This is a genomic window from Roseovarius sp. W115, assembly GCF_032842945.2.
In the GTDB taxonomy this organism is placed as follows: Bacteria; Pseudomonadota; Alphaproteobacteria; order Rhodobacterales; family Rhodobacteraceae; genus Roseovarius; species Roseovarius rhodophyticola.
In genome coordinates, this window is the sequence record NZ_CP146606.1 from 1668913 (window position 1) to 1686676 (window position 17764).

A 17764-nucleotide genomic window follows, 5' to 3' on the forward strand; every position below is an offset into this window, starting at 1 on the left:
ACCTTACCGTTCAGGCAGCAACGCCAAAGCTAGATCTGGCACCAGCGCCACGATGAACCATACGCTGATCAAGGCGAACAGGTAAGGCACAGTATACCGCAACAATCTGAAATAAGGCACGCCTGTCACGCCAGACGCGACATAAAGGTTCAAACCGTAAGGCGGTGTGATAAAGCCGATCGACGCGCCCACGAGGAACACCACAGCAAAGTGGATCGGATCAACCCCGATATCAGCAGCAATAGGGGCTAGGATCGGCGCAAGAATGATCGTCACCGGCAGGGATTCCAGAACCATGCCAAAGATAAACACAATGGCCATGGCAGTGAACAGCACCGGATAGAACCCACCCATGGAGGTCACGAAGTTGCCGATCACCTCTTGGGCACCAAGCAGCGACAGGATCTGCTGCATCACCACCGAAATGGCGATCAGCGGTGCCAGGATGCCAGTGATCTGCGCCGAACGCATGACGATGTTGGGGATTTGCGGAATGGTGAAGCCTTCGACCACCAGCATCGCCGGGACCGACTTCTCAGACCAATCCTTGTCCTGGTCCATGTTGAAGACCTTAGAGACGACCCAACTGACAAGGCCTGCGATGATGCCAAAGCCCACCGTCACACCCGCCGCTTCTGTGGGCGAGAACTTCCCGGTGTAGATGCCCCACAGCACCAGACCTATGGCGAAAAAGCCCAGCCACGCGCCCAGCGACGTCTTGAACACCCGCCAGGGCGACAGGGCGATCAGATATCCCCAACCATTGCGCCAGCAGATGATGAAACAGGCCAGCATCATGCCACCTACCATCATCGCACCCGGAACGATCCCGGCCACAAACAGGTCCGAAATCGGCAGGTTCATCAAGAAACCGTAGACGATAAAGATAATCGACGGCGGAATGATGATCCCGACCGTACCACCGGCAGCCGCGGTTGCGGCACTGAACCGCTCGTCATAGCCACCTTTGACCATCTCGGGATGCAGCATCGAACCAATCGTGGCCGTCGTGGCCGAGTTTGAGCCCGAGATCGCAGCGAAAAGACCACAGGCCCCAAGGCTTGCCATCGCCAGACCGCCGCGGATCCACCCCAGACAGGAATATGCAAAGTCGCTCAAACGCCGCGCGATGCCGGACTTGTTGATCAGGTCCCCCGTCAAAATGAAAAGCGGCATGGCCAGCAGGGCAAAGCCGTCGGTAAAGACGTCCTGCAGGGCCGCGCCCATGTTCAAAAGCTGCAACTCCAGCACGAACGACATGCCGATAACCCAATAGGCGATGACCAGAAAGACCGGCACGCCCATCATGAAAAAGATCGTGGCGCCGATTGAGATCAGCGTGATGATGGTTGGATCGCTCATGCGTCACCCCCGATCACAGCTTGCTCGATCATTTCACCGCCCTCGCGGTAGACACGGACATCGCGCGATACATTCTCAAGCACACGCGCCACCAGCAGGATAAAGGCCACCGGAACGGTGCCCAGGAACCACCACTGCATCACGTTGTCCGTGCCCAGCATAATGGCAAAGTTTGCCGCGGCACGCACGGTCTCTTGGAACGTCGTGACAACTACGATCCATGCAAACCCAATCCACAGCACTGCATCCAGCATCAGGCACAGCATCTGCCCGGTCCGGGGCAGCGCCTTGCGAAACTCTGAAAACGCCAGGTGTGTACGCAGCTTGACGTTATAGCTGCACCCCACCCAGGTCATAATCAGGAACAGAAAGGGCGGCAGCGTGGTTGACCAGGCGGGCTGGCCGCTCAAGTAAAACCGCTGCACGACGCCTGCGAAAATGATATACCCGATGGCCAGATATGCCACGATCATCACCGCCGGTTCCAGGTTGCGCTCTATGAAGGGCACGGCTCTGTAAATAAATGCGACCAAAGCGCCGCCGACCAACGTGATGATAAGCCCAAGCGGCCAAAGCCCTGCGTTGCCACGCAGGGCCGTCTGTAACTCGAACGAGTCGCCGCTAAGCAGGGCAGAGATGATCTCTCCCATCCCTCCGATGAACTCCATGGTGCCCCTCCCTATGTCCCATAAGTCCGCGATTATGCTTTTAAATTATATCACGAATGTCTGGGGAATGTGTCAGAAATAGCTTTGATGTTCCGGGCGCGGCATGCACGCCCGGAACGATAGTCCAAAGATCTTGGACAAAACACGCGTCTGGCGCGGCTTAGCCTTTCCACCAGCGGCGAGGTTCGACATTCTCCGCCAGAGTGATGTCGTGCTCGCGCACAGTGTTGTAGATGTCCTGGTATGTGTCGATGCCATCGGCCCAGCCGTTGATCCGCTCGCGCCACTGCTCCCACAGTTGCGGTTGGAACTCAGGCGAGCACTGCTCTTCCGCCTTTTTGATCTCTGCATCCGACAGCGCGGCAACGCGAACGTTGTTTTTCGCAAAGATCGTGTCCGGGCCTTGGTGCGGATGGCTAAATCCAACCGTGTTGACCAGTGCGGCCTCGTTAGCGGCCTGCACATGCACCTGCGCCAGGTAGGACGATTCCATCACTGCGTCTTGCAGTTCGCCGCCCAGGCTGTCGAAGGTGGCCGCGTTCATCGCGGTGTGCTCGGTGCCACAGAAGAACCGCAGGTCCACACACTGGCTGACCACGGGCGACATGTTGGCGTATGCCACGGCCGAGGCCCATGTTTCCGCACCGTCGATCAGACCCTGCTTCAGACCGTCAAGGGTTTCTTCCCATGCAACCGGCACTGGGTTCAGACCCAGAGCGTTCATCGCAATCCGGCCCAACTGAGTGCCCGTCACACGGTTCTTGGTGCCACGCAGGACGTCGATGTTATCCACAGTGTCCTTGTCTTCCCAAGCCAGACCCAGCTGGATGCCACGCAGTTCGGCATGGGTGAACAGGAATTTCAGCCCGTGACGCTTTTCAAAAGGATCCCGCAGGATACGCTGCGATTCAGGATGGTACATGAAATAGTACTGGTCCGCGCGGCTGCGGAACATATACGCATAGTCCAGCACGTTCAGGTATGGCGCACCACCGGCAGAGTTTTGGGTCGACGCCGCATAGATATCCACGATGCCCTGCTGCGCTTTCTCAACACAGCTCAGCTGACCACAGATTTGGTTGTTGCCGATAAATTCGACGCGGATTTCACCGTCTGTGCGCTCTTCCAGATCACGCGCAAATTCGAGACAGCCAGCGCGCTCGATCAACAGGTTGTCTTGGTTGAATCCAGCGGCACCAAACTTCAGATTAAACTTTGGCTCTTTCGAGAATCGTTTGTCATAGGTTGATTCTGCTGCTTTCGCCAAATTGGCGGCTGTCATAGCGCCCCCAAAGGCACCTGCGGCCATAAGCGTCGAGCTCATGCCGTAAGTCCCTGCTATCTTAAAGAAATCGCGGCGTGAAACACCTTTGATGCGATCGTAAACTCCCATTGCGTCCTCCCATGATTGCAATTATTGAGACGTTTTATATCAAAAAAGACTAGATTAGCTTTCCTCTTTTGGCTAGTCTTTTTTTCGTCTGGAGGAACCCTACAATGCAAGCTGACTATATCATAGTGGGTGCTGGCTCTGCCGGTTGTGTTCTGGCGAACCGTCTAAGTGCTGATCCAAAATCGCGTGTTGTGCTGCTCGAAGCGGGTCCGGTTGATCGCAATCCCTGGATCCATATTCCAGTTGGATACTTTAAAACGATCCACAATCCAAAAGTTGATTGGTGCTATGAAACTGAGCCTGAACCAGGCTTGAACGGTCGCTCCATTGAATGGCCGCGTGGCAAAGTGCTCGGTGGGTCCTCATCCCTGAACGGGTTGCTATATGTGAGAGGTCAACCACAGGACTATGACCGATGGGCTCAAATGGGCAACAAGGGATGGTCCTGGGAAGATGTCCTGCCACTTTTCAAGCGCTCAGAGAAAAATGAGCGCGGTGCAGATGAGTTTCACGGTGATCAGGGTAACCTCTCGGTCTCAAATATGCGCATCCAGCGTCCGATAACCGATGCGTGGGTCGCGGCGGCGCAGGCCGCAGGATATCCGTTCAACCCAGACTACAACGGCGCGACCCAAGAAGGCGTTGGATTTTTCCAACTGACCTCACGCAATGGGCGGCGGTGTTCTTCGGCGGTAGCCTTTCTCAACCCGGTCAAGAGCCGAGAGAACCTGCAGATCATCACTCATGCGCAGGTGGAGAAAATTGAGGTTGAAGGCAAACGTGCCGTAGCTGTGAAATACAAAGACCGCAGCGGCAACTGGCAAACGGTGCATGCCAACAAGGAAATCATCCTTTCAGGTGGTTCCATCAACTCTCCACAGCTCTTGATGCTGTCGGGCATCGGGGAAGCCGAACAGCTTAAAGAACACGGCATTGACGTGATCGCCGATCTGCCCGGTGTGGGCAAAAACATGCAGGACCACCTGCAAGCGCGGCTTGTCTATAAATGCAATGAACCGACCCTGAATGATGAGGTCTCCAGCCTCTTTGGTCAGGCCAAGATCGGGTTGAAATACCTGATGTTCCGGGCCGGACCAATGACCATGGCCGCCAGCCTCGCCACCGGTTTCATGAAAACCAGCGATGATCTGGAAACGCCTGACATTCAGTTCCACGTCCAACCGCTTTCGGCGGAAAATCCGGGCAAAGGGGCTGATCCGTTCTCAGCTTTTACCATGTCGGTCTGTCAGCTGAGGCCTGAATCAAAGGGCGAAATTCGCCTCACCAGTTCTGATGGCCGGGCCTATCCAAAGATCATCCCGAACTATCTGAGCACCGAAACCGATTGCCGCACGGTGGTGGCTGGCGTGAACATCGCCCGCACCATCGCCACGCACGCGCCCCTGAAATCGAAAATCTCCGAGGAGTTCCGCCCGCATAAAGACCTTCCGATGGACGATTACGATGCCACATTGGATTGGGCGCGCAACAACACCGCCTCGATTTACCACCCAACCGGCACCTGCAAGATGGGTCAGGATAAAATGGCGGTGGTCGATGCAGACCTGAAAGTGCATGGCATCGAAGGGCTGCGCGTGGCGGATTGTTCGATCATGCCAGAGATCGTGTCAGGCAACACAAACGCTCCGGCGATCATGATCGGGGAAAAAGCCTCAGACCTGATCTTGGGCACGGCATAAGCGGAAACAAATCTGCAGGGCGGTACGTCTGCCCTGCATGCATGCCTCAAACTTCACTCAACAAATTCACTGCGCGCGTAGCCTTGCAGGAAAAGCAGCGCCGTCAGATCCCCATGGTTGATGCGGATATCGCATTCTGCCTGCACGGAGGGTTTGGCATGCAGCGCCACGCCCGTGCCCGCCCGGTCTAACATACCCAGATCATTGGCCCCATCGCCCACGGCAATCACATCGCTTTCCGCCAATCCGCGTTGCGCTGTGATCTCCTCCAACGCCTGCACTTTCGCTGCACGTCCCAGAATGGGGCGGCCTGCTTCCCCGGTCAGCTTGCCATTCTGCATCAAAAGCGTATTGGCGCGATGCTCATGAAACCCGAGGCTGGCCGCGACACGTTCGGTAAAGGCTGTGAAGCCGCCCGAGACAAGTGCCGCATAGGCCCCCGCGCTGCGCATCGTGGCCAAAAGCGTTTTGCCGCCGGGCATATAGGTAATCCGATTGCTCAGAACCGTGTCGATCACATCCACACTCAGCCCTTGCAGCAGGCCCACGCGTTCTTTCAGAGCCGCTTCAAAATCGAGATCTCCATTCATGGCGCGCGCAGTGATGTCTTTCACATGTGCGCCCACCTCGGCCTCCTCGGCCAGCTCATCAATGCATTCCTGCTCAATCATGGTGCTATCCATATCGGCCAAAAGCATGGATTTTCGCCGGTTTTTAGCAGGCTGTACCACCAGATCGACCCGCTCTGCCTGCAAGCTCTCCCAAACCTCCCAAAGATTTGATGGGGTCGCAGGCATGTCGAATTCCGCCGCCTCATCGGGTGATAACCACAGCGCCTCACCACCCCCCAGGCATTGCGCAAATTCTCAACCAGAGCAGGCTCTAGGTCGCCAACAGGGGCGATCAGGGTCGTGGTAAACATAGTGTTAAGTTTCCGATCGTAGGCAGGGGTGTCGTAATTGACCGCACATGCGGCGTTCTAGCGCCATTTCTGCACTTGCGAAAGAGTGTGCTGCCGCGTATCCCGGTCAGTGGGACACCCTTCCCCAACGAAGGGCGCATATCTGGAAGGATACCACTGATGGTACTCGAAACACCGGCGACGCGGCCGGCTAATCCGCGTTTTTCATCTGGCCCCTGCGCCAAACCTCCCACATTTGAACTCAGCAAACTTGCCGACGCCCCTTTGGGCCGGTCGCACCGTGCGGCCGTAGGGAAGGCTAAATTGAAAGCCGCCATTGAAGGCACGCGTGAGGTCCTTGGCATTCCGGCTGATTACAAGATCGGCATTGTACCCGCATCGGACACCGGCGCTGTGGAAATGGCGATGTGGAACCTGCTGGGCGCGCGCCCGGTGGAAATGCTCGCCTGGGAAAGCTTTGGCTCCGGCTGGGTGACCGATGTGGTCAAGCAGCTCAAGCTCGATGCAGAGGTAAAGACCGCTGAGTACGGTGAAATCGTTGATCTCAGCACCGTGGACACCAACAAGGATGTGGTTTTCACCTGGAACGGCACAACCTCTGGCGTGCGTGTGCCGAATGGTAACTGGATCAAGGCCGATCGCGAGGGGCTGACCATCTGCGATGCCACCTCAGCGGCTTTTGCGCAGGACCTGCCTTGGGACAAGCTCGATGTTGTGACGTTCAGCTGGCAAAAAGTGCTCGGCGGTGAGGCGGCCCATGGCATGCTGATCCTCAGCCCCCGTGCTGTTGAGCGGCTGGAAAGCTATACGCCAAGCTGGCCTCTGCCGAAAATCTTCCGCCTGACCAAAGGCGGGAAACTGATTGACGGTGTCTTTGAAGGTGCCACGATCAACACGCCTTCCATGCTGGCGGTTGAAGATTATCTGGTAGCGCTTGATTGGGCGCGCTCAGTTGGTGGGTTGCAAGGGCTGATGGCCCGCGCCGATGCCAATGCAGCCGCTGTGGCAGAGTGTGTGGCGCGCGTGCCATGGCTCGAAAACCTCGCGGCCGATCCGGCCACGCAATCCAACACCTCTGTGTGTCTGAAGTTCAACGACGCACGGATCAGCGATGGGGCAGCTTTTGCCAAAGCCGTGGCCAAACGGTTGGAAGCTGAAGGAGTGGCTTTGGATGTGGGTGCGTATCGCGATGCTCCTCCGGGTCTGCGCATTTGGTGCGGTGGCACGGTGGAGACGTCAGATGTCGCCGCCCTGATGCCCTGGATCGAATGGGCCTTTGAGGCCGAAATCACCAATCTCGCCGAAGCGGTGTAGCGCACCGACGTTATACCGACGCGATATCGACGTAAAACCGACATTAGAAATGGAGCCCAAAATGGCCCCCAAAGTACTCGTCTCTGACAAGCTTTCAGAAACCGCCGTTCAGATCTTCCGCGACCGCGGCATAGATGTGGATTTCATGCCTGATCTGGGCAAAGACAAAGAGAAGCTGCGCGAAATTATCTCGCAATATGATGGGCTTGCCATCCGCTCAGCCACCAAGGTCACGCCGAAAATCCTGGAAGCCGCCGACAACCTCAAAGTCATCGGCCGTGCAGGCATCGGCACAGACAACATCGACAAGGACGCCGCCTCCAAGAAGGGCGTCATCGTCATGAACACCCCCTTCGGAAACATGATCACCACCGCCGAACACGCCATTGCTTTGATGTTCGCAGTGGCGCGTCAGATTCCAGAAGCCTCCACTTCAACCCATTCAGGAAAATGGGAAAAATCCAAGTTTATGGGCGTTGAACTCACCGGCAAAACCCTCGGTGTGATTGGAGCTGGGAACATCGGTGGCATCGTTTGCGCGCGCGCGCTTGGTCTGAAAATGAAGGTGCTGGCATATGACCCGTTTCTTGGTCAGGAAAAGGCTGATCAGATGGGCGTAGAGAAAGTCGAACTTGATGAGCTCCTCGCAAGAGCAGATTTCATCACGCTTCATGTGCCCTTGACAGATCAAACACGCAATATCCTAAGCCGCGAAAACCTCGGTAAAACCAAGCCGGGTGTCCGTATTGTGAACTGCGCCCGTGGGGGGCTAGTCGACGAAGCGGCGCTGGCCGAGTTGCTGAAATCCGGTCATGTGGCCGGCGCTGCATTCGACGTTTTCGCCGAAGAACCCGCCACCGAAAACCCGCTTTTCAATCTGCCAAATGTCGTCTGCACCCCGCATCTTGGAGCGGCTACAACCGAGGCGCAGGAAAACGTCGCTCTGCAGGTTGCTGAACAAATGTCGGATTACCTTTTGACCGGTGCTGTGACCAATGCGTTGAACATGCCGTCCGTGACCGCAGAAGAGGCCAAAGTCATGGGCCCATGGATCAAACTTGCGGATCACTTGGGCAACTTCATTGGCCAGATGACGGATGAACCTGTGAAGGCCATCAACATTCTTTACGATGGTGTAGTCAGCGGCATGAACCTTGATGCACTAACCTGCGCCTCTGTCGCTGGGATCATGAAGTCGGCAAATCCAGAGGTAAATATGGTGTCTGCGCCGCTTATCGCCAAAGAACGGGGCATCAAGATATCCACCACGCGCCAGGATAAATCAGGTGCGTTTGAGGGATACATCAAGCTCACAGTGGTCACATCCGAGCGTGAGCGCTCAATTGGTGGCACCGTGTTTAGCGATGGTAAACCTCGGTTCATTCAGATCAAAGGCATCAACATCGATGCCGAGATTGGGCGCCATATGCTTTATACGACGAACCACGATGAACCCGGGATCATCGGGGCGCTGGGTCAAACCATGGGAGAGAACGATGTGAACATCGCCAACTTTACCTTGGGGCGATCAGCCGTAGGTGGTGAGGCAATTGCGCTTCTCTATGTTGACTCGCAGGTTCCGGACACCGTGATCGCCAAGCTTCATGAGACCGGTCTCTTTCAACAGATTCGAGCCCTTCAATTCGACGTCGCTTAGACCCTGAGAGTTTGGGATTTCAAAGCCTCGGCGGTCTGTCGGGGCTTTCATTTTGTGTGGTGCCTCGACTTTGACAAACGAACCCGCAAGAGTGTGGACATCTACGACAATGAGACATTCGGCATGACCTATAGCTTGACGATCAAATCTGTTTCCGCGCGCCCAGCGATGGTGCCTTTGTCGCGGCCAATCACGACGGCCAAGATTGTCATCGACAAAGCCCCTTTGGTGCTGATCGATGTATATGCTCAGGAAGGTGTTACCGGCAGAAGTTACATCTTTGGTTATACGCCTTTGTCGCTTCGTCCGCTGACGGCAATGGTGGAGAACATTGCCGACACGCTGATTGGCAAGACCATCGACCCTGTGACACGATTTGCCGAAATGGAGGCGATGTTTCGTTTGCTGGGACGGCAGGGTGTCGTCGGCATGGCCATGGCCGGGCTTGATGTCGCGTTTTGGGATGCGCGTGCCAAAGCGCAGGATATGTCTGTGGCCGCTGTTTTGGGTGCCGAAGAAAGGCCAATCAAGTGCTATGACAGCCATGGTTTCTTTGACCCAAAGCGTGATGAAAAGGATCTGGAACTTTCTCTGTCACAAGGCTTTGACGCGTTGAAATTCAAACTTGGGGCGGAGACGGTCGACGACGACCTTGCGCGACTGCGTGCGGCAAAGGACATTGTCGGGTCTGACAAGGCACTGATGCTCGATTACAATCAGGCTTTTTCATCCGCCGAGGCCATTCGAAGGATGCGTCGGATTGAAGAGGAATTTGATCTGGATTGGATCGAAGAGCCGGTTCTTGCAGAAGATTATGCCGGGCATCGCGCGGTGCGTGCAGCCCTTCGAACACCGGTTCAAACAGGCGAAAACTGGTGGCTGCCCGATGACGCTGCACGCGCGGTGCAGGCCGAGATTTGCGATCACGCGATGCTTGATCTGATCAAGATTGGCGGTGTGACCGGTTGGATGCGGGCGGCGGCAATCGCCCAAGGTGCTTCGTTGCCAGTGTCAAGCCACCTGTTCCCGGAGGCGAGCGCCCATGTTCTGGCTGCAACGCCGAACTGCCATCTGCTGGAGTGGATGGATGTGACCGGTGCTATTGCCGTTGAGCCATACGAGATCGAGAATGGGCATCTTGCGCCAAAGGGGCCGGGGTTCGGCCTTGAATGGGATGAAAAGGCATTGGCAAAATACTTGCTATAATACGCCTTACTCTATCCAGACGGTCACACTTGCAGAACGTCCTTTGGAATCAATCACCGAGAGCTTTGAAAAACCTTGGTCTAAACCACTGATCTGAGTTTCGCGACGTCTTTCGCCCGTTTTGACAGGCATACCGTTCGCCAACCATGTAAATGGTCCAATGCCGTCTCGCATCTTTACTGTCAGGTCTGTGTTTTCCAGAAGCAGTTTTGCGCCATCGGGTGGGAAGATCAGCTTTGGAGCATCCTTGGCTGTTTCAAAAACCGCGGTGCGGCCAGCAAATCGCCGCAGGGGTTTGGGCAATTGTGCGGTTGACAACAAAAGTGTCTCAGGTGGTGGTGGCGGCAGTGCATCCTGCGATGGTTTGATCCTTTGGAAGATCTCAAACAAAACAGGAGCCGCCAGCTCACCTCCAAAGGCACCCGGGACAGGCGTGCCGTCGGGCCGTCCGATCCAAACCGTCGCAACATGGCGGCCATCGAACCCTACAGCCCAGGCATCCCGGTGGCCGTACGAAGTGCCGGTTTTGTAGGCCAGGCGCCGAGACTGAAATCCGCGCGGCGGGGCGAGCCCGGCGAGGATATCGCCAACTTGCCATGCTGAAGACCGAGAGAGAACGGGTTGTGCTTTGTCGTTTGCATGGCCTCTACGCCAGTGCAGTCTTTGTGCCTGACCCTGTCCGGCAATCATCGCATAAAGCTGCGTCAAACCTTCTGGTGTGATGCCGATGCCACCCAACCCTACAGCAAGCCCGGGTGTGTTCCCGGGAAGCTTTGTTGGAACATGACTTTTTCGCAGAGCGTCAAGCAGGTGCGCAGGACCTAGTGCATCCAAGAGGAGAACAACCGGAATGTTGAGGGACTGACGCAAAGCTTCTGAGACGATGAGGTCTCCCCGAAAAGCGCCGTCAAAATTCTGTGGTGCATAGGTCCCAAAGCTGACCGGCTTGTCCGTGATCAATGTTTGAGGGTGCGCCAGACCCCGGTCAAACGCCATGCCGTAGATCAATGGTTTCAGGGTGGAGCCAGGCGACCGGAAGGCTTGTGTCATGTCTATGAAACCCTGCCGGGCGTCGTTTGCGCTATAGTCTGCGGATCCGATGGAAGACAGGATTTCACCCGTTGTGTGGTCCGCGACGACGATGGCCACGGACACACCGTCTGGCAGCGTGCGAACAGTGCGTTTGGCCAGATTTTCCAGACTGATCTGCAAAGACTTGTGAAGCGTCAAGTCTTGGCGCTTTGCAGCCGGGTTCTCCTGCAAGGCACGATCCGCCATATGTGGTGCGACGCTGGGAAACGCACGGCGTTTGTTAGGCAATACTTCTTTTAGAGCAGAGTGTGCGTCCCCCTGAGATACCACACCGGCCTTCAAAGCACGCGCCAGAACGCGGTTTCGTGCGGTCGCAGCGCTTTCCGGAGACGTGTCAGGCCTGCGCGCTTCAGGGGCTTGTGGCAGCGCGACCAAGAGACCTGCCTCTGCTGGCGTCAAGCGCTTGGGTTCTTTGCCGAACCAAGCGTAGCTCGCCGCGCGTATGCCTTCTAGGTTCCCGCCGAAAGGTGCGTGTTCCAAGTACAGCTGCAGAATCTGGTCTTTGGAGAGGGTTCGCTCAAGCGCCAGCGCCACCCGCATTTGCCGAAGCTTTCCCGAAAGCCGACCGGTGCCCGAGTTTTCCAAAAGCCGTGCGACCTGCATGGTCAGGGTAGAACCGCCTGAGACCAGCTCTCCGTGCCAAATGGCTTGCCCAAACGCACGGACAAACGCCATCGGGTCGACCCCAGGATGGCTGTAGAACCGCTTGTCCTCATACGCGATGAGCATCTCAACATAGGTCTGGTCAACCATGTCTGGATTGACCGCCAACCGCCAGCGCCCGTTTTCCACAGTGTAGACGCGAAGCAGCTCACCATCCCTGTCGCGCACTTCTGTTGAGACCTCGCGAATGATAGGCGGCAATTCTGTTGTCGTGATCCACTGATCGAGACGGTCCCGCGCGCCGCCGGTTATCAGCAGCAACAAGGCAAGCAAGCCGGGCTTCAGCCAGCTTCGCTTATGACGGGCCTTACTACTCATAAGTGACGGTCATACGCCCTGTGGCCGATCTGGCGCGATATTGCGGGCGATACATATCCTCTACTGATGCCGCAGGGTGGTGATAGTCCCCGGGCGCCACGGCTCGCACGATATATGCGAGGCGGAATGGTTTGTCGGACCTCCAGTCGACGGCTGCCAGAAATCGCTCCGACCGGAATTCAGTGTGTTGCGTTTCCACCCGTTCCAGCCAGCTGAGCGAGCGGATGTCCCCCGCACGCAACAGGTTCGGGTTGTCTATCTCAAACCCGGCAGGCAGAGGGTCGTTCACCATCAACCGGGCTTCGCCTTTCTCAAAAGGCTTTACTGTGAGAACCGTCACAAGTCGGGTACCGGTTACCACTTGCGCAGGGTCAACAGACTGACCATCGAGATCGTAGTAACTGCGATCAATCGCGTAGCCATATCCGCCAGCTTCCGGTGCGGTCTCTGGAACGCCCAATGTCGTCAGTGTGATCTCTGTCGGAGAGTTACCCTGATTTGTGATCGTGTGCGTTCCCAATCCGCCAGCGTCGAATTTATGGATTAAAGCGCTTTCAAGTGGCGCGCCATCCAGAGTGAGATGTGATGCATTTGGGTTTTGCAAGAGGCTCTGAGTCGCCAGAAGCGACCACGCTTGCTCTTGCGTTGACATGTTGGGTCCAGAAGTCGCCAGGCTTTGAGCGAGTGTTTGAACATTCACTGCATTGCTTCCTGCTTCTGAGGCCAGGGTCAAAACGCCTGCTCGATCTCTAAGCCGGGTTCCATAGTCGACACGCCAAACCTGGGTCTCTGTGTCCGATGTCTGGGTGACCATGGCGACGGCGAGAGTAAACATGCGGTCTGCGCGTGTCTGGTCGCCGTAGTAGGCCAATGCTGCGCCAAGCTGCGCCAAAGCCAAGGGTGTGGCCAGCGCCCCTGCCTTGACGTCCGCATAATATCGCAAATCGCCCATACGCGCGGCCCCTTCGCGGGCCAGAACCATCAGAGCATAGGCAATATCCTCGCCGCCTTTGTCAAAGTCCGGAGCGTAGTTCACCCGATTACGGAGATTGTCCATGGCAAGCGTGTAAGCGTGGTCCGGCACATCGTAGCCTTCATCACGTGCGCGAGACAGAAAATCGGCTACATAGGCATCCAGCCAGAAGTCACCAGAACTGGCGCGCCAAAGGCCAAATCCGCCTCCGCTCGATTGACGTGTGAGAATGCGCTCAATTGACTGTGTGATCCTGAGCTTGGATTGATCCGCATTGCCTAGACCAAGTGCACTCGCCATGTCCTGGAAATAAAGGAGCGGCAGTGCCTGAGAGACGACCTGCTCGGTGCAGCCATATGGATAGCGTTCTAATGCGCTTAGCAAGCCTGGGGCATCCAGTTTGGCAAACGCACCCGATGAGATCAGTACCTCTGCGGTGTTACGTCTTAGACCTGCGAACACATCTTCATTGAGAGTGAAGGTATCTCCGGGAGCGAGTGAGAACCGGCGCGTGCTTGATACTTCTGGATCAAGCGATCTAACACCTAGCGTGAGGTCTTTGATCAGTTGCTGACCGTCCGGAGTTGTTAGGGCAACGCGCAGTTCATGGTTCCCGACTTCTTTGGCGGAAATGGGAATACGCAGCACCGCTTTTTCTTGTGCAGACAGATCGAGACCAGAGGGGACATTCCCGGCAAGCGTCAGGCCCTGAGCACTGATGTCCAGGCCCATACGCCCTGCGGGTCCTTCGGCATGGGTGATCTCCAATAGAATTTCACTCTGATCGCCGGGGGCCATGAACCTTGGCAAAGAGGCTGTGACGACAACCGGATCCCGGATGATTGTATCGGCTTCGGACTGACCAACAGACGTGTCTGACCAGACCACAGCCATGAGCCGTACGGTTCCATTGAAATCCGGAATGTCGAATTGTGCCTCTGCACTGCCATTCGGCCCTATCTTCACAGGGCCTGTGAAAAAGGACACCAACTCTTCGGTCGGAGGTGGTGATTGAAGGTCCATTTGCGCCCCGGCATCCCCCCGGACCGCACTTGCCCTTGTGCACCGTTCATCCCGTCGATCAGGCGTCCATATAGATCGCGGATTTCCACACCAAGGCGGCGCTGACCGAAATAGTGCGCTGATGGATCAGGGCTTTCGAAACCTGTCAGGTTCAAGATGCCTAGGTCCACCGCTGCCAGCGTCATGTAGGCGGTTTCGCCTTCTGGTATGCCATCGACTTGCACACTGACCGGTAAAGTTTGACGTGGCACGGTCACATCGGGTGCCAAAATGCTCACGCTCAACTGCTTTTTACCGGGATCAATTTTTGCGTAGGACAGGCCAAGGGCGCGCGCGGGATTTTGGCCGGAAGCTACATCCATAGGTCGAATGACTTGCGCCGTCACATAGGCTCCGGCACCCCAGTCGTCTGTTACCGTCAGTGGGATCAGGTTGTCGCCTGCGACGACCTCGTAGGCCTCCATGTGGATGACCCGGTTCGACATGACAGTGACAAGTGCAGTGCCGGCATAGCGTGGGACAAGGCGTAGATTGGCGGTATCACCGGGACGGTAGTCTTCACGATCCAGAGAAAGCTCAAGAGTGTCGGGCGTACTGCTGGCGTCGGCAGGGGCATACCAGCCTGCGTAGAACTCGGATGAGGACGCGACATAGGCGCCGTCTGTGCGCTCAACGACGAGCTCATACCGCCCCCACTTGACCGGTCCCGAAACGTCCAACGGCTCATCGCCCAGGGCTGCCGTTCCTGTCGTAACCTGTTCTCTTGTGGTGATGGGTTCCCAGTTCCAGTTGCCGAAAGCCTGATACCATTGGTATCTTGTTTCAACGCGGTTCAGAGTCCAGGTGACGTCCATTTGTGACGGTGCCAGATCAGGGCCAATTCCAATAATCTGAAACTCAGCGCTGCTGTTTTCTGACACGACACCCTCAAAACTCGGGCGAATTCCAATCATAGGTCCTGACGGCGCCAGCGCCTTGGTCAGACGTCTTTCCACGGGTCGGCCGGATCCTTCCTTGAGGGATATGGCGAACCGGGCTTCGTAAGGCCGGTCATCTTGTGACGCTTCGGGCATTGTCGCATTCAACGTTAGTGCGCCACTGGCATCTGTTGTGCCACCCTCAAGAAAAGTGGTCTGCGGCGACACCCATTCATCGTGGCGTCCAAACGTGTAGCCCGGATAGGCATCAAGTGACTGAAGAGCGCTCAAGGTGACTGACCCTTCCGCTTTCAACCCGGCACCCGGTGCGCCAAAGAGATACCTTGCCTCAACGGAAAGCGGTGCGGTGTCGCCTGGTTTGATTGGGGTCTCAGCCAAGCTGAGATCAAAATCAATGCGTTCGGGCAAGAAGTCTTCAACCAGAACGGTTTGGCTCGCAACAGGTGTCGCGGTGGGATCTGTCAGAAGGTCGATCGTCCAGGTTCCTCTTGGGACCGTCGCACTGACTCGGAACGCAAAGACATGTCCTCCAGACTGGCTTTGGTTTGAGACCTTGCGGGCGTATTCCACCCCGTCCGGACGTTTGAGAATGGCTGTTAAAGGCAGATCAGGAATGGCTTTGGCGTTGCCGTCGCGGGCAAGTGCAGTGACGTGAATGGTCTCTCCTGCCCGATATGCGCCGCGATCAGTTGTGGCAAAAAGGTCAATTGGAGGTGCGGCGGGCCGTCCTTCGACACCGCGGTCAGAAAGGTCGAAAGCAGGATCGGTCAACGACAGGAACGCCATGTCATCTTCGCCCTGCTCGACGATCACCATCGCAGGTGCCGCACCGCCTGTTCCACGCGCCAATCCGGGCGCAAACAAAGTGTGACCTTCAGCATTGGTTTGGCTTTCCCCCAGAACCCTGTTGGCACGCGACAACAGGGTGACTTTGACGCCGTCCACCGCAGCGGCGTCGCTGAGTTGGCGCACAAACACATGCAGCCCATCGGTGCCTTTGAGCGTGGTCAAACCAAGGTCGGTCAGCACAAACCACTGTGTTGCGCCTGGGTCTTCGTACGTGTTCGCACCCGGCACATGCGCGGTCAGAGCGTAGACCCCCGGAGCCTGCTCAGCGAGCACGTCGCCAAGCGGCAAGCGCGTGGTCATCGTCTGGTTCAACTCGTTTTGAACGAGCCCTTCGCCGGTCCAGACCTCTTCGGCCACATTTGAAGAGAATTGCGCGTCCTCATAGGCGCTCAGTGGGCGGCCAAAATAATTGTCCTGAATGGCACGCAGCAGATTGCGGTCGCTGACACGGCGCAAAACCAGATCTACTTCGTCAAGGTTTACGGTTTCGATCGGAAGCGCGGCATCCGCGGATTTGGGCAACACGTAGGCGCGTCCGGCAAAGCCCACACTAGGGCTTCTGGTCGCGAACATATTGTGCAATCTCCACGTCGCGGGTGAGGGTTTCGCCACTGGCTGCGGGCAGACCCGCGCGGAACGTGATGCGATACCGTTCGCCATGCTCGACACCGCTGATGCAGATTTGCTGTGTATCGGCCTGCACCACCAATCCGGCATCGGGCAGGCGCACAAAAGGTGTGTAGTCTACACCCGCCTTGACCAAAGGATCAGAGAACTCCGCACAAACACGCGGCACTGCACTTTCGTGATCAGAGCGATGCTGAACGATCCGGAACCCATACTTTGCGATTGCAGCCTCAAGAGCAGTCACCACATCCTCACGCGGTTGGATGGCCTCTGCCAGTCGCAGTGCAGGCACCATGTTGCGACCGCGTCCAAGTGCTTCTAGCGCATCAGCCATTTGCAACAGGGCATTGGCGCGCTCCGCATCGCGTAGACCGCGTAAATAGGCATTGGTCGACGCCTCTAACGCCTGTTGGGCATAGCGGCGCTTGTCATTCGCATTTTGTGTTTCAATTGAGCGCGACAGGCGGGCGTACTCCACCCACTGATCCGAGAGGTCAGACCGCGCAACAGCGGCCCCCATCCAACGCATTGCATTCAGGTAATCTTTTTGAGCAACCCTGTCCTGTGCGGCTTGCACCATTGTTGGTGTATCCCGCTGACCGCCGGGATGACGCGCGCCTATGTCCAGGGCCAGTTGACGGGCGCGTTGCAAATCATTTTGAGATAGAAAAGACAGGTCATTTGCGCGAGCCTGAGCTTGGTTCAGAACTCGGGTGTCTGTTAGCAGAATCTCGGCTGACACAGCACCCTCGTAGGCTTGCGTTTCTGTTAGAGCGCTCTTGGGAAAACACGAATTGGCACGTGCATTAAACGTGTAGGCCTTGCAACTTTGGTTGGCAAAACATGCATTGCGGCAGGCCTCGACGGTCGTGTCAAAAAGCGGCTCAAGATCTGATCCAAAGAAATCCGTATCTTGTGTCACGACCTGACGTTTTTCGGGCACGGGTGACTGAGCAGAAACAGATGTGGCAGTGAAAGCGATTAACAAAAGACATGCGAAATGACGGAGCATGACACCCTCCTTCTTTAATGGAGCTATCGTGCCACGCCTCTTGGCAT

Annotated in this window: 11 protein-coding genes and 1 pseudogene; 4 read left to right on the plus strand and 8 right to left on the minus strand. The window is 56.5% G+C overall.

The features are described from left to right. Window positions 1–3 precede the first annotated feature (3 nt). The 3 genes from RZS32_RS08505 to RZS32_RS08515 all read right to left on the minus strand — a co-directional run bounded on the left by RZS32_RS08505 (window position 4) and on the right by RZS32_RS08515 (window position 3423). The gene (locus tag RZS32_RS08505; RefSeq protein WP_317056565.1) at window positions 4–1362 is read right to left on the minus strand and encodes a TRAP transporter large permease; all 1359 of its coding nucleotides are present in this window, start codon (window positions 1360–1362) and stop codon (window positions 4–6) included. Then, window positions 1359–2030, minus strand: coding sequence for a TRAP transporter small permease (locus tag RZS32_RS08510; protein ID WP_317056566.1), 672 nt, complete (start codon window positions 2028–2030; stop codon window positions 1359–1361). The genes RZS32_RS08505 and RZS32_RS08510 overlap by 4 nt, the downstream gene beginning before the upstream one ends. A 160-nt stretch (window positions 2031–2190) precedes the next feature. Next, on the minus strand, window positions 2191–3423 hold the full coding sequence (locus RZS32_RS08515; RefSeq protein WP_317056567.1) for a TRAP transporter substrate-binding protein: 1233 nt from the start codon (window positions 3421–3423) through the stop codon (window positions 2191–2193). Window positions 3424–3527: 104 nt separating this feature from the next. Between RZS32_RS08515 and RZS32_RS08520 the strand changes: the two genes are divergently transcribed. Beyond that, entirely contained in the window at window positions 3528–5123 is a 1596-nt protein-coding gene (locus tag RZS32_RS08520) for a GMC family oxidoreductase (protein WP_317056568.1), read from the plus strand. A 53-nt stretch (window positions 5124–5176) separates the two neighbouring features. On the opposite strand, the pseudogene serB reads toward RZS32_RS08520, so the two are convergent. Next, window positions 5177–6045: pseudogene (gene serB, locus RZS32_RS08525) on the minus strand (phosphoserine phosphatase SerB). A 159-nt stretch (window positions 6046–6204) separates the two neighbouring features. Here serB and RZS32_RS08530 point away from each other — a divergent pair. From RZS32_RS08530 to RZS32_RS08540, 3 genes are all read left to right on the plus strand, one after another. Next, window positions 6205–7359, plus strand: coding sequence for a phosphoserine transaminase (locus tag RZS32_RS08530; RefSeq protein WP_317056569.1), 1155 nt, complete (start codon window positions 6205–6207; stop codon window positions 7357–7359). A 61-nt stretch (window positions 7360–7420) separates the two neighbouring features. Continuing rightward, complete coding sequence (serA, locus tag RZS32_RS08535; protein ID WP_317056570.1) at window positions 7421–9016, plus strand: phosphoglycerate dehydrogenase; 1596 nt, start codon at window positions 7421–7423, stop codon at window positions 9014–9016. 123 nt (window positions 9017–9139) lie between these two features. After that, window positions 9140–10222 carry an enolase C-terminal domain-like protein gene (locus tag RZS32_RS08540; RefSeq protein WP_339106887.1) on the plus strand — a complete coding sequence of 361 codons (1083 nt, stop codon included), beginning with the start codon at window positions 9140–9142 and terminating at the stop codon, window positions 10220–10222. Window positions 10223–10228: 6 nt separating this feature from the next. On the opposite strand, the gene pbpC is transcribed toward RZS32_RS08540, so the two are convergent. The 4 genes from pbpC to RZS32_RS08560 are packed head-to-tail and all read right to left on the minus strand — an operon-like array spanning window position 10229 to window position 17717. Further along, the gene (gene pbpC / locus RZS32_RS08545; protein WP_317056572.1) at window positions 10229–12295 is read right to left on the minus strand and encodes a penicillin-binding protein 1C; all 2067 of its coding nucleotides are present in this window, start codon (window positions 12293–12295) and stop codon (window positions 10229–10231) included. Then, the gene (locus RZS32_RS08550; RefSeq protein WP_339106888.1) at window positions 12288–14291 is read right to left on the minus strand and encodes an alpha-2-macroglobulin family protein; all 2004 of its coding nucleotides are present in this window, start codon (window positions 14289–14291) and stop codon (window positions 12288–12290) included. The genes pbpC and RZS32_RS08550 overlap by 8 nt, the downstream gene beginning before the upstream one ends. Continuing rightward, window positions 14231–16651, minus strand: coding sequence for an alpha-2-macroglobulin family protein (locus RZS32_RS08555; RefSeq protein WP_339106889.1), 2421 nt, complete (start codon window positions 16649–16651; stop codon window positions 14231–14233). Before RZS32_RS08555 ends, RZS32_RS08550 begins: the two co-directional genes overlap by 61 nt. Then, on the minus strand, window positions 16629–17717 hold the full coding sequence (locus RZS32_RS08560) for a PAN/Apple domain-containing protein (protein ID WP_339106890.1): 1089 nt from the start codon (window positions 17715–17717) through the stop codon (window positions 16629–16631). Before RZS32_RS08560 ends, RZS32_RS08555 begins: the two co-directional genes overlap by 23 nt. Between the last annotated feature and the right edge of the window lie 47 nt (window positions 17718–17764).

Bases quoted from the DNA above. Each gene is read 5' to 3' on its own strand.
- RZS32_RS08550 (WP_339106888.1), bottom strand. From the start codon at position 14,291: ATGGACCTTCAATCACCACCTCCGACCGAAGAGTTGGTGTCCTTTTTC.
- RZS32_RS08510 (WP_317056566.1), bottom strand. From the start codon at position 2,030: ATGGAGTTCATCGGAGGGATGGGAGAGATCATCTCTGCCCTGCTTAGC.
- RZS32_RS08560 (WP_339106890.1), bottom strand. From the start codon at position 17,717: ATGCTCCGTCATTTCGCATGTCTTTTGTTAATCGCTTTCACTGCCACA.
- pbpC (WP_317056572.1), bottom strand. From the start codon at position 12,295: ATGAGTAGTAAGGCCCGTCATAAGCGAAGCTGGCTGAAGCCCGGCTTG.
- RZS32_RS08540 (WP_339106887.1), top strand. From the start codon at position 9,140: ATGACCTATAGCTTGACGATCAAATCTGTTTCCGCGCGCCCAGCGATG.
- RZS32_RS08530 (WP_317056569.1), top strand. From the start codon at position 6,205: ATGGTACTCGAAACACCGGCGACGCGGCCGGCTAATCCGCGTTTTTCA.
- RZS32_RS08555 (WP_339106889.1), bottom strand. From the start codon at position 16,651: ATGTTCGCGACCAGAAGCCCTAGTGTGGGCTTTGCCGGACGCGCCTAC.
- serA (WP_317056570.1), top strand. From the start codon at position 7,421: ATGGCCCCCAAAGTACTCGTCTCTGACAAGCTTTCAGAAACCGCCGTT.
- RZS32_RS08505 (WP_317056565.1), bottom strand. From the start codon at position 1,362: ATGAGCGATCCAACCATCATCACGCTGATCTCAATCGGCGCCACGATC.
- RZS32_RS08515 (WP_317056567.1), bottom strand. From the start codon at position 3,423: ATGGGAGTTTACGATCGCATCAAAGGTGTTTCACGCCGCGATTTCTTT.
- RZS32_RS08520 (WP_317056568.1), top strand. From the start codon at position 3,528: ATGCAAGCTGACTATATCATAGTGGGTGCTGGCTCTGCCGGTTGTGTT.